Consider the following 16471-nt stretch of genomic DNA (forward strand, 5'->3'; position numbering starts at 1 on the left):
ATCTTAACCTCTAGCCGCTATGACTCTATTGTAATGTTCGAGATATACGAGCAAGATCGAAATATCCGATGGCGTAACGCCACTAATCCGCGATGCTTGACCGATTGAAATTGGGCGGATTTTCGCGAGTTTCTGCTTAGCTTCCGTAGCAATTCCATGAATTTCGCTGTACTCAATATCATCCGGAATCTTTTTCTTTTCCATTTTACGTAGACGATCAACTTGATTGCTTTGTTTTTCAATATAACCTGCATATTTCACTTGAATGCCTACTTGCTCTTTCATATCTTCATCTAAGTCAAAAGGAGACATCGTCATTTGTTCAATATGCTTATATTCAATCTCCGGACGACGCAATAATGAAATCGCAGGAACCGAATTCGTTAATTCAACACTCTCTAAGCTTCGAAGCAATTCTTGAACGTGAGGTTCTGGTTTTACCTTCACCTCAGATAACCGTTCGATTTCTTGCTCGACTAACGTTTTCTTATTCAAAAACTTCGCATAGCGCTCTTCCGAGATTAACCCAATCTCATGACCTATTGGCGTCAAGCGTAGGTCTGCATTGTCATGGCGAAGTAGCAAACGGTACTCAGCACGTGAAGTAAGCAAACGATACGGTTCGCTTGTTCCTTTCGTAACCAGATCATCGATCAGCACCCCGATATATCCTTCCGAACGATCCAAAACAATCGCTTCTTTGTTTTGTACTTTACGCGCTGCATTAATACCAGCCATTACACCTTGACCGGCTGCCTCTTCATAGCCAGATGTTCCGTTGATTTGCCCAGCCGTGAACAGGCCACTAACCAACTTAGTCTCTAATGAAGGTTTAAGTTGCGTAGGCACAACCGCGTCATATTCAATCGCGTAACCAGTACGCATCATTTCTACTTTTTCTAGACCAGGTATGGAACGTAGAATACCCAGCTGTACGTCTTCTGGCATACTTGTCGACAAACCTTGCACGTAGTATTCAGACGTACTGTGACCTTCTGGTTCTAGGAAGATCTGATGTTTAGCTTTATCCGCAAAACGAACAATTTTATCTTCAATAGAAGGACAATACCTCGGCCCCGTCCCTTCAATAGCACCAGAGAACATCGGAGCGCGATGCAAATTATCATTAATAATTTGATGCGTCGTGGCTGACGTATACGTTAACCAGCAAGGCAGTTGTTGATTATGATTAGAGCCATACTTCGTTTCGAAAGAGAAAAACTTCGGCTGCTCATCACCTGGCTGAATTTCTGTTTTACTAAAATCAATCGTATCACCATGAACGCGCGGAGGCGTACCGGTTTTGAAACGAACTAGATCGAAACCAAGCTTGCGCAAGGACTCGGATAATTTAACAGATGGCTGCTGATTATTAGGGCCACTCTCGTACATCAGTTCGCCCATAATCACTTTACCGCGTAAATATGTCCCCGTGGTCAAAACGACAGATTTCGCGTAATATTCAGCGCCGGTCTTCGTGATCAGACCTTTACAAATGCCGTTTTCAACAATGAGTTCCTCCGCCATTCCTTGACGTAAAGTTAGGTTAGGTGTGGCTTCAATTGTTTCTTTCATTTTGTGCTGATACGAAAATTTGTCAGCTTGAGCACGAAGTGCATGAACCGCCGGCCCCTTGCCTGTATTCAACATACGAAGTTGAATATATGTTTTATCTATGTTGCGACCCATCTCGCCACCAAGAGCGTCGATCTCACGAACAACGTGTCCCTTCGCTGGTCCACCGATAGATGGGTTACAAGGCATAAAAGCGACCATGTCTAAATTGATCGTTAAAAGCAAAGTGTTGCACCCCATACGAGCTGAAGCTAACGCGGCTTCACAACCAGCATGACCGGCACCGATAACAATAACATCATAATCTCCTGCATGATATCCCATAGAAACGTCCCTCCCTCTTTTATGAAAACGCAAATGCTGTCGATTTTCATTTTCCTAAGCAGAATTGTGTAAAAATTTGATCTATCAGGGACTCGCCTACCGAATCTCCTATAATTTCGCCAAGCTGCTCCCATGCAGCTCGGATGTCAATTTGAATCATATCAATCGGAACATATTGTTCATTCGCATCCAAAGCATCCTGCAGAGAACGCTTAGCCTGCTTCAACAATGAAATATGACGAACATTGCTCACATACGTTAAATCACTCGACTCTAACTTACCTTCGAAGAATATCGCAGCGATTGCTTTTTCCAAATCCTCAATACCTTTATTCTCAATCAGAGATAGCTCTACGATACGTTCTTTAGGGAAATAACTAAGAACTTGTTCCACATCTAGCTTGCGATCCAAGTCAATCTTATTCAGAATAACGATCGTTTGTTTATCAGCTAATTGCTTCATTAGTGCTATCTCATCAAGTTGAAGCTCATCATTACTATTCAATACCAGTAAAATAAGATCCGCCTCAGCTAACGCTGTCTTCGAACGCTCCACGCCAATTTGCTCGACAATATCTGATGTTTCTCGAATTCCTGCTGTATCTAGCAGCTTCAACGGAATACCACCAATATTAACAAACTCTTCAATGACATCCCGCGTAGTTCCCGGAATATCAGTAACGATAGCTCGATTTTCTTGTGCTAACTCATTTAACAAAGAAGACTTCCCAACATTAGGTTTGCCGACAATCGCAGTCTCAATGCCTTCACGCAGTATTTTACCTTGTTCCGCGGTCACCAATAAACGATCAATATCATACATGACCGTCTCGCACTTCGTCTTGATGAACGTGTTCGTCATTTCCTCCACATCATGTTCCGGATAATCAATATTAACCTCAACATGCGCCATCAACTCAACAAGAATATAACGTAAATGTTTAATTTGCTTAGACAAATTACCCTCAACTTGCTTCAACGCAACCTTGAATGCGCGATCCGATTTGGCACGAATCAGGTCAATAACCGCTTCTGCTTGCGTTAAGTCTATACGGCCATTCAAGAAAGCACGCTTCGTAAATTCACCTGGTTCTGCTAATCGAACACCCTGTAATAAGAGTAAATCAAGCACCTTCTTAACCGATACAATCCCGCCATGGCAGCTAATTTCAACAACATCCTCCATCGTAAAAGAACGCGGAGCTTTCATTAACGTAACTAGAACCTCCTCTACCTTTTCGGCAGAAGCAGGTTCTATAATGAATCCATAATGTACCGTATGCGTGTCAGCAACAGATAATTTCGTTTTTGAGCGGAAAATACGTTCAACGTATGTGACAGAATCCTCGCCGCTCACACGAATAACCGCTATCCCACCCTCACCGAGCGGTGTAGAAATAGCAGCAATCGTATCATTTAACATAGTATTTGCACCTCGAATTTACCTCATCTTAAAGAAAAAGCAATGACATATGAACCAAGTCATTGCGATCTGAATTATTTAACAGCGATGACAACCCGACGATTCGGTTCTTCGCCTTTACTGTACGTTTTGATAACAGGATGCCCCTGCAATTCAGCATGAATAATTTTGCGTTCCTGCGAATTCATAGGCTCCAGAATCACTTCTTTTTTGGACTTAATGACGCGGTTCGCCAATCTTAGCGCTAGCTCTTCCAGCGTTTTCTTCCGGCGGTCACGGAAATTCTCCGCATCTAAAATAATGCGGAAATGAGAATTCGCATACCGATTCCCAACAATATTGACTAAATATTGGAGGGCGTCGAGTGTTTGTCCTCTTTTCCCGATCAAAATACCTAATTCCGAACCACTCATGTTTAAGATATAGCCTTCACGATCTTTATGCGTATCTATGGTGATGGAAATTTGCATCGCTTCGAACATATCTTGTAAGAAAGCTATCGCTTCCTCAAGTGGATCGGGTATCAATTCGAGCTCTACCTTCGCAACTCTGGATCCAATAAACCCGAACAACCCTCGTGAGGGCTGTTCCAAAATATGAATATGTACACGATCCTCCGAAACTTGCCATTGATCTAGACCAGATTTAACGGCTAGTTCAATTGTCTTTCCAGTCACCACGATTTTCTTCATTTCGACAGGCCACCCTTATTATTTTGAGATCCAGGCTTTTTTTGTGAACCAGGAGCACCATAGATGAAATAAGACTGAACAATTGTGAAAATGTTACCGTAAATCCAGTATAGCGGAAGCGCTGATGCAAAATTCATGGACATAACGAAAATCATGACCGGGAAAATGTACATTAAGCTTTTCATTTGTTGATTCATTTGAGAAGACATAAACATTTGTTGAATGAACGTCGTAGCCGCAGCAATCAACGGTAGAATGTACAAGTGATCCGGTTTACCAAGATTCAACCACAGGAACGTGTGCTCATGGATCTCTTGATTACGCATGATCGCTTGGTATAGCGCAATTAGAATTGGCATTTGTACGATGATAGGAAAACAACCAGCTAACGGATTAACACCATTTTGTTGAAATAGCTTCATCGTCTCTTCTTGTTGCTTTTTCGCATCATCTTTATATTTCTCTTTAAGCTTCTTCATTTCAGGCTGCAGATCCTGCATCCGTTTAGAGCTTTTGTATTGCTTAAGCGTAAGCGGCAAAATAATCAATCGAATAATCAAGGTAACAACCAAGATGGATAATCCATATTGACCCCAAAGATGATCGGCGAACCAGTCAAGCGTTTGTGAAAGCGGGTACGTAAAGTACTTAGTAAAGAAATTAGCCGTGTTCAGGTCGATTGGCGCAGATGCTGCATTTGACGGGCTACATCCGGACAAAAGTAAAATCACCGAAGACAGTGCTACTAGCATATAAATTCGACGAGTCAAAATGAGATCCTCCTAAATGTCTTTTCCAAGATAAACTATAACACATCTTCAGTCCGCAAGGAAATATTGCTTCACTTTTTTGTGGTGTCATTTTTTTTATATAAAGAAGCTTTACGAATGACATGCCAGATGCTCTTCTCCATGTCCGCGTAGGCCATATCAACAACCGGTTTTCTGGCCAGCAGGATGTAGTCATATTGAGGCGTCATATTTTCTTTTTTTAACCGAATAATTTCTTTCATCATTCGTCTTAAGCGATTACGTACAACTGCATTGCCAATTTTCTTGGAAACAGACACACCAAAACGAAATTCTTCTGCTTTGGGCTGCGGCAAATAATAGAGCACGAATTGCTGATTGGCCATAGATTTACCATAGCGATACACCTTGCTAAAATCTTCTCTTTTCGCTAACCGATACTGTTTCTCCACAGCCATGTACACTCCAGACAGATCACAATCATTATATTGAAAGAACACTACATATCTTATCTAGTTTTAACAAAACCAGCTCGATGTAAACCAAACAACAAAATGCAAAAAAAAAAGCCCCTTTCGGAGCCTCTTCTTACGCGCTAAGAACTTTTCTTCCTTTAAGACGACGAGCTTGTAGAACTTTACGACCGTTCTTCGTGCTCATTCTTTTACGGAAACCATGGTTCTTCTTACGCTTTCTCGTATTCGGGTTAAATGTTGGACCCATCTATAGCACCTCCCTACCTGGCTGAGGATATCCATCCTACAAAATTTCTACTACTCATTAAATCATTTTCACAGAAGAAAGTCAACCTACCCAAGTGTGCAGTTTTTGGGTGACAGGGTGATGACAGAATGTCGGGACGATGATCAAAAGAATAAGCTGTGAATAAACTTTTGACGAGAAAGAACAAACTTTGTCGAAAATCAACAGAATATCAACAATATCTTGTGTTGTGAACAATTTCTACCCACAACTTGTTGTTATTGTGGATAATACGAAACAATCCGTTGATTAACAAGGTATCTTTTGTTAAGATAGTAATGTTTCTGCTGTGGATATACACCACTAAACCTCCGAGTTATCAACATCCTGTGGATAACAATGTGCACAAACTATCCTCTATAAGAATAAGTCATTTCTGCGGATCCTTAACAATGTGGATAAAACCGACAAAAGTCATCCTTTTTTGACCCCACCAGACATAAGATTCTTTTAGTAGAAATTTGGGCACACTATATACTAACTAACTAAACTATACGATTCCAACGTGAGTTATTCGTTTCACGTTTTATCCATAAATCATAACCATGTTTCACCTGGCCTATGCCACATGTTTGATTCAAAAGGAGTGAAGTACTGTGGAAGGCCATTCTACGGACCTTTGGCAACAAATTTTAACGATTATACAAACAAAGCTCAGCAAACCCAGTTTTGACACCTGGCTCAAGTCTACTAAGGCAACCGTATTCAACGATTCCACAGTCATCATTTGCGCGCCGAATAATTTTGCGCAAGAATGGCTTGAAAGCAGATACACGAAGCTAATCGAAGGTACGATCTACGATTATACGGGTAAGCATGTATCCGTAAAGTTCGTCATTGAAACCGAAGAGCAAAAGACACAATCGATGACATCCATTCAACCAGTTGTCATCCCTCCTAAAGGTCCAGCTATTGTAGCTGGAGAAGAAAATTTCACAAGTATGATGAATGCCAGGTACACTTTTGATACCTTCGTTATCGGATCTGGTAATCGTTTTGCTCACGCAGCTTCCCTTGCAGTAGCTGAAGCACCGGCAAAAGCGTATAATCCGCTCTTTTTATACGGGGGAGTTGGATTAGGTAAGACTCATCTCATGCATGCTATCGGACACTATGTACTTGAACATAACCCTGGTTCTCGGGTTCTATATATATCCTCCGAAAAATTTACGAATGAATTCATTAACGCCGTTCGTGATAACCGCGGGGAAGGATTTCGCAATAAGTACCGTACGATTGATGTCCTGCTCATCGATGATATTCAATTCCTTGCTGGAAAAGAAGGAACGCAAGAAGAGTTTTTCCACACATTTAATGCGCTTCATGAAGAAGGAAAACAGATTATTATTTCAAGTGACCGTCCGCCCAAAGAGATTCCGACCTTAGAGGATCGGTTGCGTTCACGATTTGAATGGGGACTTATTACGGATATTCAGCCACCAGATTTAGAAACACGTATCGCTATCTTGCGCAAAAAAGCAAAAGCCGAAAATTTAGAGATTCCAAATGAAGCTATGATCTATATCGCTAACCAAATTGATACGAATATTCGAGAGCTGGAGGGTGCTTTAATACGTGTAGTTGCGTATTCATCACTTATTAATCAAGATATCAGCGTACATTTAACAGCCGAAGCGTTGAAAGATATCATCCCATCGAACCGGCCAAGGGTCATTACGATACAGGATATTCAACAGCGAGTTGGAGAATTCTATGGTTTAAAGCTCGAGGATTTCAAAGCGCGTAAACGAACAAAAGCCGTAGCGTTCCCAAGACAGGTAGCGATGTACCTTGCACGGGAGCTCACAGACTTCTCATTGCCGAAAATCGGAGATAATTTTGGGGGTCGCGATCATACAACGGTCATACATGCGCATGAGAAAATCGTGCAGCAGCTAAAAGTCGATCAAGAATTATATAAGATTGTCCATAACCTAACGGAACGTATAAAAAACCCCTCTTAATAACATCACTTTTTTCATAAGCCTATGCACAATCTATTCACATGTGGATAGGCTTGCTCTATCTCAGGTTCATCCACATATCCACATATCCAGAGCCCCTACTGCTATTACTAATAAAGAATGTTATTATATAATGATTATGCTAACGCACCGTAAAAAAAGAACTGCAGGAGTGAAGTCATGAAATTAACTATCCTAAAAGACCATTTAATCGAATCCATTGGTCACGTTTCCAAAGCCATATCCTCTCGAACTACGATACCCATTCTTACAGGAATCAAAATAGATGCAACCTTAAGCGGTGTAACACTAACAGCTAGTGATACCGACATCTCTATTCAAAGCTTTACAGCCAGTGAAAACAGCACAATTAAAATTATTGAACTTATTCAAGCTGGGAGTGTTGTACTTCCCGCTAAATTTTTCGTTGAAATCATTCGTAAGCTGCCAGCTCAATTAATTGAAATTGAAGTCAAAGCAAATTTCCAAACGATCATTCGTTCAGGATCTTCTGAAATTCAGATCATGGGGCTAGATCCAGATGAATATCCACTGCTTCCTGAAATTGAAGAAAGTAAAATGCTTCGTCTACCAAGTGATTTACTCAAAACTATGATTAAACAAACGTCTTATGCGGTATCCACCAATGAATCGACACCTATTCTTACTGGGGTTCTTTGGAACATTACCGGAGATAAATTAAAATTTATTGCCTGCGATCGTCATCGTTTGGCAAGTAGAGAAGTAACTGTTGATAATGAGCACGCGCAAAATCTGCCTAATATCGTTATTTCAGGACGAACGCTGAATGAATTAAGCAAAATTTTGCCTGATCAAAATACGCTTATAGATATAGTTATTTCGGACAACCAGGTTTTATTCAAAATTCAATCGATTTTATTTTATTCGCGTATTTTAGATGGGACTTACCCGGATACATCTAAGCTCATTCCTCAATCTTTTCAAACGGAAATGGTTGTACCAACGAAGGAATTGGCGGAAGCAATCGATCGTGCTTACCTTCTATCCAAAGAAGATAAAACGAATATTGTTAAAATGATGATGCTTGAAGACAAAACAATCGAAATCTCTTCCAGCTCCTCTGAGCTAGGGAAAGTGACGGAGCAAATTGCCCTTCAGCATATCGTTGGTGACTTACTTAAGATTTCGTTTAACTCCAAATATATGTTGGATGCACTTAAAGTGCTCGACTCCGAGTTTATTCAAATTGGATTTACAGGAGCTATGCAGCCGATCATCATGAAACCGCAGGATTCCACGAACATCTTGCAATTAATTCTGCCATATCGAACAACGAATTAAGGAGCGCTCCCATGAAACAAATAGTTATCAACACTGCATACATTACACTTGGGCAGTTTTTGAAATTATCGGACTGTATATCCACAGGTGGACAAGCTAAATTTTTCGTTGTGGAAACCAAAATTGAAGTAAACGGGCAAGCTGAAAATCGAAGAGGTCGGAAACTTGTGCCGCAGGATATCGTTAAGGTAGAAGGTTTTGGACAATTCGAGGTCATAAGCTCCTGATTGAATGAACCAGGAGGATGATCGGCCATGTTTCTGAACAAACTCATACTCAGTCATTATAGAAATTACGATCATGTTGAATTATCAACATCGAATAACGTGAATATATTCCTTGGTCCTAATGCGCAAGGCAAAACCAATTTGCTGGAATCCATTTATGTGATGGGCATGACCAAGTCACACCGCACACATCAAGATAAAGAATTAATTGGCTGGAATGGCGAGCAAACATTGCTGCATGCAGAGATTCAGAAATTGTACGGGAACTGCAAGTTGGATCTCTCCATCTCATCTAAGGGGAAAAAGGCGAAGATTAATGGCCTTGAGCAAAAAAAGCTCAGTAATTTTATAGGTGCACTGAACGTCGTCATGTTTGCGCCAGAAGATTTAGAGATCGTCAAAGGAACACCTGGCATCAGGCGTCGCTTTTTGGATATGGAGATTGGCCAGGTACAACCCTCATATATTCATGACCTATCCCAGTATCAGAAAATTTTGGTGCAGCGGAACAACTATTTAAAGCAAAATTACCCGGGGAAAAGCTCACCGGACGCCATGTTGGACATCTGGAACGAACAATTAGCACAGTATGGTGTTAAAATTATGAAAAAGCGTCAAAACTTCATAAAGAAGCTTCAAAAATGGGCGGAGAACATCCACAGAGGGATAACGAACGATAGTGAATCGTTAGTTATTCGTTACTCCCCTTCTTTTGACATGGAGCCATTTGAAGATGAATCTGTTTTATTAAACCAATTTATGATAAAGTTATCTTTGGTGAAAGATCAGGAATTCCGAAGAGGCGTTACGTTAGTTGGCCCTCATCGTGACGATCTTCTCTTTTACATAAACGACAAAGAAGTCCAAACGTACGGCTCCCAAGGTCAGCAGCGTACAACCGCGCTATCACTCAAGCTAGCAGAAATTGAGCTCATTCATGAGGAAGTGGGCGAATACCCGCTGCTTTTGCTTGATGATGTCCTATCGGAGTTGGATGAATATAGACAGACACAGTTAATTCGCACGTTTCAGCAGAAAGTCCAAACATTTATTACGACAACGGGTCTAGAGAGTGTTCATTTGGACCAACTGGATCATGCTTCCGTGTTTCATGTTTTGAAAGGAAATGTAAGCGGCAGGAGCTGAGGAGCATGTTTATTCATTTGGGTGGAGAGAAAATCATTAGAGCGTCTGAATTAATTGCTATATTTGATATTTCGATTGAGAAATCATCCAAGATCTCGAAGCAATTCATCCAACAAGCATTAAAAGATAAACGAACCGAGCAAATTGGCGAGGAAGATTGCAAGTCACTCGTCGTGACCAAAAGCAAAGTGTACTATTCCCCCATCTCATCAACAACGCTCAAGAAAAGAGCCAACCAGTTATTGACGAATTAACTTCTTTTAATATAAAAAAGCAGGTGAAGAGTAGCATGTCTGTGAATCAAAATGCGTACGATGACAGTCAGATTCAGGTTCTGGAAGGTTTAGAAGCCGTTCGCAAAAGACCGGGTATGTATATTGGTTCAACCAGTGCCCGAGGACTTCATCATCTCGTTTGGGAAGTTGTAGATAATAGTATTGACGAGGCTTTGGCCGGATTTTGTACAAAAATTGATGTAATCGTCCATAAAAATAACAGTGTTACTGTTGTTGATAATGGACGCGGAATTCCAGTTGGGGAAAATGCCAAGCTGAAAAGACCAACACTTGAAGTCGTACTTACCGTGCTCCACGCAGGTGGTAAATTCGGTGGTGAAGATTCCGGTTACAAAGTATCAGGCGGTCTACACGGGGTAGGTATTTCCGTTGTTAATGCCCTGTCTGAGCACTTAACTGTGCAAGTAAAGAATAAAGGCCAAATTCATCAACAAGAATACCGCCGCGGCACGCCGCAATATGATGTGAAAGTCGTCGGTGAAACCGAAGAAACGGGCACCACGGTTACGTTCCAGCCAGATCCGGAGATTTTCAAAGAAACGGTTGAATACGATTTTGATACACTGCAATCCAGAATTCGAGAGCTTGCTTTCTTGAATAAAGGCATCGAGATTAACTTGATTGATGAGCGTACGGATACGGTAGCAACACATATGTACGAGGGCGGTATTGTGTCCTTTGTGCAACATTTGAATCGCAACCGTGAAGTCGTCAATGAAGTCCCGATCTATGTAGAAGGTGCAAAGGATAACATTTCGATTGAGATTGCTCTTCAGTATAACGATAGCTATACCGAGAACATTTACTCTTTTGCCAATAATATCAATACGCATGAAGGTGGAACGCATGAGTCCGGATTTAAGAGCGCGTTAACGCGTATTCTGAATGACTATGCCCGTAAGAATAACTCCATCAAAGAAAGCGACTCCAATCTTTCTGGGGATGACGTGCGTGAGGGTCTTGCTGCGATTATTTCTGTAAAAATTCCTGAGCCACAGTTCGAAGGTCAAACCAAGACAAAGCTTGGCAACAGCGAAGTTCGTGGTATTGTCGAATCTCTTTTTGCAGAGAAGCTGCAAGAATTCCTTGAAGAAAATCCAGCTGTAGCTCGCAAAATCCTTGAAAAAGGGATCCAAGCTGCTAGAGCGAGAGAAGCTGCGCGTAAAGCCAGAGAGTTAACTCGCCGCAAAAGTGCTCTTGAAGTCAGTGCCCTGCCAGGTAAACTAGCAGATTGTTCTTCCAAAGACGCTTCAATCAGTGAAATTTACATTGTAGAAGGTGACTCTGCAGGTGGTTCAGCGAAGCAAGGACGTGATCGTCACTTCCAAGCTATTCTGCCTCTGCGCGGTAAAATTTTGAATGTTGAGAAAGCTCGTTTGGATCGAATTTTATCCAATACGGAGATTCGTGCCATGATTACAGCTTTCGGTACAGGGATCAGCGATGATTTCGACATTGCCAAAGCCCGTTATCACAAAATCATTATCATGACAGATGCCGACGTAGATGGTGCGCACATTCGTACTTTGTTGCTTACTTTCTTCTATCGATACATGAAAAAGCTCATTGAGTCTGGCTATGTGTATATCGCACAGCCGCCACTCTTTAAGTTGGAACGAAATAAAACTGTTCGTTATGCCTATAACGAGAAACAACGCGAAGCTATTATGCAAGAGTTTGGTGAAGGCGTCAAAGTGAATGTCCAACGTTACAAAGGACTTGGCGAGATGAATCCGGAACAATTATGGGAAACAACCATGGATCCGGAAAGCCGGACATTCTTGCAGGTGACAATCGAGGATGCAATCGAAGCGGACACTCTCTTTGATTCATTGATGGGCGATAATGTTGAACCTAGACGTGATTTCATTGAGGAACATGCAAAATACGTGAAAAATTTAGATATCTAACGTCGGTTCTAGACGTTGCAAACGATGTAAGCTTTCAGGAGGAACATTCATGAGCGAAGAATTACATTCGCAAGTCAAAGAAATTGACATTTCGACCGAAATGCGTACATCCTTCTTAGACTATGCGATGAGTATCATTGTCAGTCGCGCACTGCCAGATGTTAGAGACGGTCTAAAGCCGGTTCATCGTCGTATCTTGTTTGCGATGTCTGAGCTGGGTATGTCCCCGGATAAGCCATATAAGAAATCAGCGAGAATCGTCGGTGAAGTTATCGGTAAGTATCATCCACATGGTGATACGGCCGTATACGAAACGATGGTTCGGATGGCACAGGACTTCTCGCTTCGTTATATGCTTGTTGATGGACATGGGAACTTCGGATCGATCGACGGTGACATGGCAGCAGCTATGCGTTATACGGAAGCACGTTTGTCCAAGATCGCGATGGAGCTCCTTCGTGATATTAACAAAGAAACAATCGACTATGCGCCAAACTACGATGGGGAAGAACAAGAGCCTGTTGTTCTCCCTTCTCGTTTTCCAAACTTGCTCGTTAACGGAAGTTCAGGGATTGCCGTTGGTATGGCGACGAATATTCCCCCACATAACCTAAGAGAGGTTATCGAGGGTATCCAGATGATGATCGAAAATCCGGATGTCACCCCAATGGACTTAATGCAAGCCATTAAAGGTCCAGATTTCCCGACGGCTGGCTTTATTCTTGGCCGTGAAGGAATCAGACAAGCCTACTCCACTGGGAGAGGTTCCGTTACGATGCGTGCAAGAACCGTCATTGAAGAGAACAATAATAAAGCTAGAATCATTGTCAATGAGCTGCCATATCAAGTAAATAAAGCAAGATTAGTAGAGAAAATCGCTGAGCTTGTACGTGAGAAAAAGATTGATGGTATTACCGATCTGCGAGATGAATCCGATCGTAATGGTATGCGCGTGGTGATCGAACTTAGACGCGATGTGAACCCGAATGTTGTGTTGAATAACTTATTCAAACAAACAGCGATGCAATCGAATTTCGGTATTATTATGCTTGCTCTTGTTAACGGGGAACCAAGAGTTTTGAATCTTCGTGAGATGATTCATTACTACCTCAAGCATCAACAAGAGGTCATTCGCCGTAGAACCGAATATGATCTGCGTAAAGCGGAAGCTAGAGCACATATCTTAGAAGGTTTACGTATTGCACTTGATCACCTTGATCAAGTCATTGCATTAATTCGTTCTTCTCGTACAACGGATGAGGCGAGAGAAGGACTCATGTCAACATTCAGTCTGAGTCTAGATCAAGCACAAGCCATTCTCGATATGCGTTTACAACGTTTAACTGGTTTGGAACGTGAGAAGATTGAAGCTGAGTATGCTGAACTTATGAAGCGAATTGCTGAACTTAAAGCGATTCTAGCTGATGAGAAGCTTATTCTAGCTATTATTAGCGAAGAGCTGAATGAAATTAAAGAAAAATTTGGCGATGAGCGACGTTCCGAGATTACAGTTGGTGAAGAAAGCATTGAAGACGAAGACTTAATTCCACGTGAAGATGTCGTTATTACCATCACACACACGGGTTACATTAAGCGCCTACCAGTTACGACGTACCGTAACCAGAAGCGTGGAGGCCGCGGTGTAGTCGGTATGGATACGAAAGATAATGACTTTGTCGAACATTTGTTCGTGACGAATACGCATCATTATCTGATGTTCTTTACTAACAAGGGTAAAGTCTATCGTTTGAAAGCCTACGAGATTCCAGATTTGAGCCGTACAGCTCGTGGGACACCGATCATTAACCTGATTCAAATCGAACAAGGGGAAACCGTTAATGCGGTAATTCCTGTGGAAAGCTTTGAAACAGAACAGTATCTCTTCTTTGCAACGAAACAAGGGGTTGTGAAGAAAACGCCAATTGATGATTACTCCAACATTCGTAAAGGTGGTTTAATCGCCATTAATTTACGAGAAGATGATGATCTCATTGGGGTTAAGCTAACCGACGGTAACCAAGGTATTATTATGGGGACCAAGCTAGGGATGTCCATTCACTTCCCTGAGAGCGATGTTCGTTCAATGGGTAGATCGGCTACGGGAGTAAAAGGCATACATTTGGATGATGAAGATGCTGTCATCGATATGGACGTTGTCCACGAAGATAACAGTGTACTCATCGTAACCTCCAAAGGCTTCGGTAAACGGACACCTGTCTCTGAGTATCGGATTCAAACACGTGGTGGTAAAGGTATCAAAACGTTGAATGTCACCGAGAAAAATGGCCCGATCGTTGGTCTTAAAGTCGTGCAAGAGGACGAGGATCTGATGATTATTTCTGCATCGGGTACTGTCATTCGTACAAGTATGGACGGCATTTCTGTTATGGGACGCAATACACAAGGTGTTCGTCTGATTAACATACGTGAAGATGATGAAGTTGGAACATTGGCTCGTGTTCAGAAGAATGAAGAACAGAACGAGTCTGATGAAGACGGCGACTGGGAAGAAACATCTGAGGCAACTGAGACGGAAGAGTAAGAAATTGTTCTTCCTAATAACCAGAAGCTTATAAATTATTATATGATAAAAAGTAGGGATGGGGGCTTACAAACCCATCCCTTTTACTTTACAATATGGAGTATACGAAATAGTAAGGTGAGTGAATGACAGTGCCGACAGTAGCCGTTTCGCAACTAAAATATGGTGAAAGATTAGGCGATAACGTAATAACCAAAATGGGTAATACACTTTTTCTCAAAGGAAAAGTCATTCAGGAAAGAGAACTCGAAATTCTAAAGGCATTCCTCATTCCTTCTGTTTATATTGAGGCAAAGAACAGCAATGAAGTGGAGCAAGTTGCGGAAGATACTAAGGTGAAAGAAGTGGAGACAGTCCATCCGTTTTATGTGGAATATCATAATATGGTGAAACTGCTCAAAAGAGTTTTCCTTCTAGCTAATGGTGGACAACAGCTTCCCATTTTAGAAATTCGTACAGGTCTCGAATCGCTTATTCGTCATATTGATGCCTATAAGGTGCTCACCTTTGCTCCCAAAAACCGGAATCTTCATGAGTATATCTATCATAAAAGTATACTAGTCAGTTTAACATCGTACTCACTGGCTAAATGGGTAGGCCTCCCACAAAAGGATTTGGTTCAAATCGCTTTGGCAGGTTTACTGCACGATATTGGTAACAGTAAGGTGGATAGTACACTGCTGGAGAAAAAGAATAAATTAACAGCAGCTGAAATGGATGAGATTAAGCAACATACGTTGATTGGTTACCAGATCCTCAAGAATATATCTGGAATCAACGAAGGTGTTAAACTAACAGCCCTTCAACATCATGAAAGGGAGGACGGCTCAGGCTATCCGTTAGGTTTGAAGTCCGATAAGATACATATCTATGCCAAAATCGTAGCCATTGCCGATATATTTAACTCGATGACAAATGATCGCTATTACAAGGCTGCTTTATCGCCTTACGTTGCACTAGAACAGCTACTAACAGAGTCCTTCGGAAAAGTAGATCCTACTTTTGTCCAAATCTTCATGAACAAATCCACGCAAATCAGTAATGGAACACTAGTGAAGCTGAGTGACAATCGTGTAGGTGAGATCGTGTTCTCGGATCGCTCCCATCCAACAAGACCATGGGTTAATGTGAATGGTACGATTATTAATCTAACTGTCGAAAGAAATCTATTTATACAAGATGTAATCGGCCATATTTAATAAGGGAATTGAAACCTTACTCGCGCAGAGTGAGGCTTTTTTTATTTATTAAACGAATTTGAAAATAAAGCTTGCAATCCTATATGGGATTTGTTATATTACTCCTTGTCGCTTCGGCGGCCGAACAAAAGAACGAAAGAAATTTAAAAAAAGTTCTTGCAATTGAGTAGGCCGATGTGGTATATTAATCAAGTCGCCTTTGAGGGGCGAAGGATTAAAAAGGAAAAAATTGATCTTTGAAAACTGAACAACGAGTGAGTAAGCACAGTCGAGTAATCGACTATAAATGAGATTGCAAAATCTCGCTAGCTTCAAATGAGCAAGTCATCTTTCTATTAT

General features: G+C 41.5%; 14 protein-coding genes. 8 read left to right on the top strand and 6 right to left on the bottom strand.

From position 1 onward, the window contains the following. Positions 1 to 3: 3 nt before the first annotated feature. The 6 genes from mnmG to rpmH form a co-directional block, all read right to left on the bottom strand. A complete protein-coding gene (gene mnmG, locus AC58QT_RS34445) occupies positions 4 to 1899 on the bottom strand; it encodes a tRNA uridine-5-carboxymethylaminomethyl(34) synthesis enzyme MnmG (RefSeq protein ID WP_497412877.1) in 1896 nt (631 codons plus the stop codon). A gap of 46 nt (positions 1900 to 1945) precedes the next feature. After that, entirely contained in the window at positions 1946 to 3322 is a 1377-nt protein-coding gene (gene mnmE, locus AC58QT_RS34450) for a tRNA uridine-5-carboxymethylaminomethyl(34) synthesis GTPase MnmE (protein WP_497412878.1), read from the bottom strand. Positions 3323 to 3396: 74 nt separating this feature from the next. Next, complete coding sequence (gene jag, locus AC58QT_RS34455; RefSeq protein ID WP_057314190.1) at positions 3397 to 4014, bottom strand: RNA-binding cell elongation regulator Jag/EloR; 618 nt, start codon at positions 4012 to 4014, stop codon at positions 3397 to 3399. Beyond that, positions 4011 to 4784 (bottom strand): membrane protein insertase YidC, encoded by a 774-nt coding sequence (gene yidC / locus AC58QT_RS34460; RefSeq protein WP_068667027.1) that lies wholly within the window; start codon positions 4782 to 4784, stop codon positions 4011 to 4013. Before yidC ends, jag begins: the two co-directional genes overlap by 4 nt. A 71-nt stretch (positions 4785 to 4855) precedes the next feature. Further along, entirely contained in the window at positions 4856 to 5215 is a 360-nt protein-coding gene (rnpA, locus tag AC58QT_RS34465; protein WP_497412883.1) for a ribonuclease P protein component, read from the bottom strand. 136 nt (positions 5216 to 5351) lie between these two features. Then, positions 5352 to 5486 (bottom strand): 50S ribosomal protein L34, encoded by a 135-nt coding sequence (rpmH, locus tag AC58QT_RS34470; protein ID WP_028557239.1) that lies wholly within the window; start codon positions 5484 to 5486, stop codon positions 5352 to 5354. Between the two features lie 635 nt (positions 5487 to 6121). Here rpmH and dnaA point away from each other — a divergent pair. The 8 genes from dnaA to AC58QT_RS34510 all read left to right on the top strand — a co-directional run bounded on the left by dnaA (position 6122) and on the right by AC58QT_RS34510 (position 16132). Then, positions 6122 to 7489, top strand: coding sequence for a chromosomal replication initiator protein DnaA (dnaA, locus tag AC58QT_RS34475; protein WP_497287428.1), 1368 nt, complete (start codon positions 6122 to 6124; stop codon positions 7487 to 7489). A 180-nt stretch (positions 7490 to 7669) separates the two neighbouring features. Next, entirely contained in the window at positions 7670 to 8812 is a 1143-nt protein-coding gene (gene dnaN / locus AC58QT_RS34480; RefSeq protein ID WP_310499868.1) for a DNA polymerase III subunit beta, read from the top strand. Between the two features lie 11 nt (positions 8813 to 8823). Beyond that, positions 8824 to 9039 carry a S4 domain-containing protein YaaA gene (gene yaaA / locus AC58QT_RS34485; RefSeq protein ID WP_056622694.1) on the top strand — a complete coding sequence of 72 codons (216 nt, stop codon included), beginning with the start codon at positions 8824 to 8826 and terminating at the stop codon, positions 9037 to 9039. Positions 9040 to 9066: 27 nt separating this feature from the next. Beyond that, positions 9067 to 10185: a DNA replication/repair protein RecF gene (recF, locus tag AC58QT_RS34490; RefSeq protein WP_497412879.1), complete on the top strand. Its 1119-nt coding sequence runs from the start codon at positions 9067 to 9069 to the stop codon at positions 10183 to 10185. A 5-nt stretch (positions 10186 to 10190) separates the two neighbouring features. After that, the gene (gene remB / locus AC58QT_RS34495; protein WP_173117070.1) at positions 10191 to 10439 is read left to right on the top strand and encodes an extracellular matrix regulator RemB; all 249 of its coding nucleotides are present in this window, start codon (positions 10191 to 10193) and stop codon (positions 10437 to 10439) included. A gap of 35 nt (positions 10440 to 10474) precedes the next feature. Then, complete coding sequence (gene gyrB, locus AC58QT_RS34500) at positions 10475 to 12391, top strand: DNA topoisomerase (ATP-hydrolyzing) subunit B (RefSeq protein ID WP_497412880.1); 1917 nt, start codon at positions 10475 to 10477, stop codon at positions 12389 to 12391. A gap of 49 nt (positions 12392 to 12440) precedes the next feature. Further along, the gene (gene gyrA / locus AC58QT_RS34505) at positions 12441 to 14933 is read left to right on the top strand and encodes a DNA gyrase subunit A (RefSeq protein WP_497412881.1); all 2493 of its coding nucleotides are present in this window, start codon (positions 12441 to 12443) and stop codon (positions 14931 to 14933) included. A gap of 131 nt (positions 14934 to 15064) precedes the next feature. Then, entirely contained in the window at positions 15065 to 16132 is a 1068-nt protein-coding gene (locus AC58QT_RS34510) for an HD-GYP domain-containing protein (protein ID WP_497412884.1), read from the top strand. The last annotated feature ends 339 nt before the right edge of the window (positions 16133 to 16471 follow it).

The sequence above is a fragment of the Paenibacillus sp. J31R109 genome (assembly GCF_059692055.1).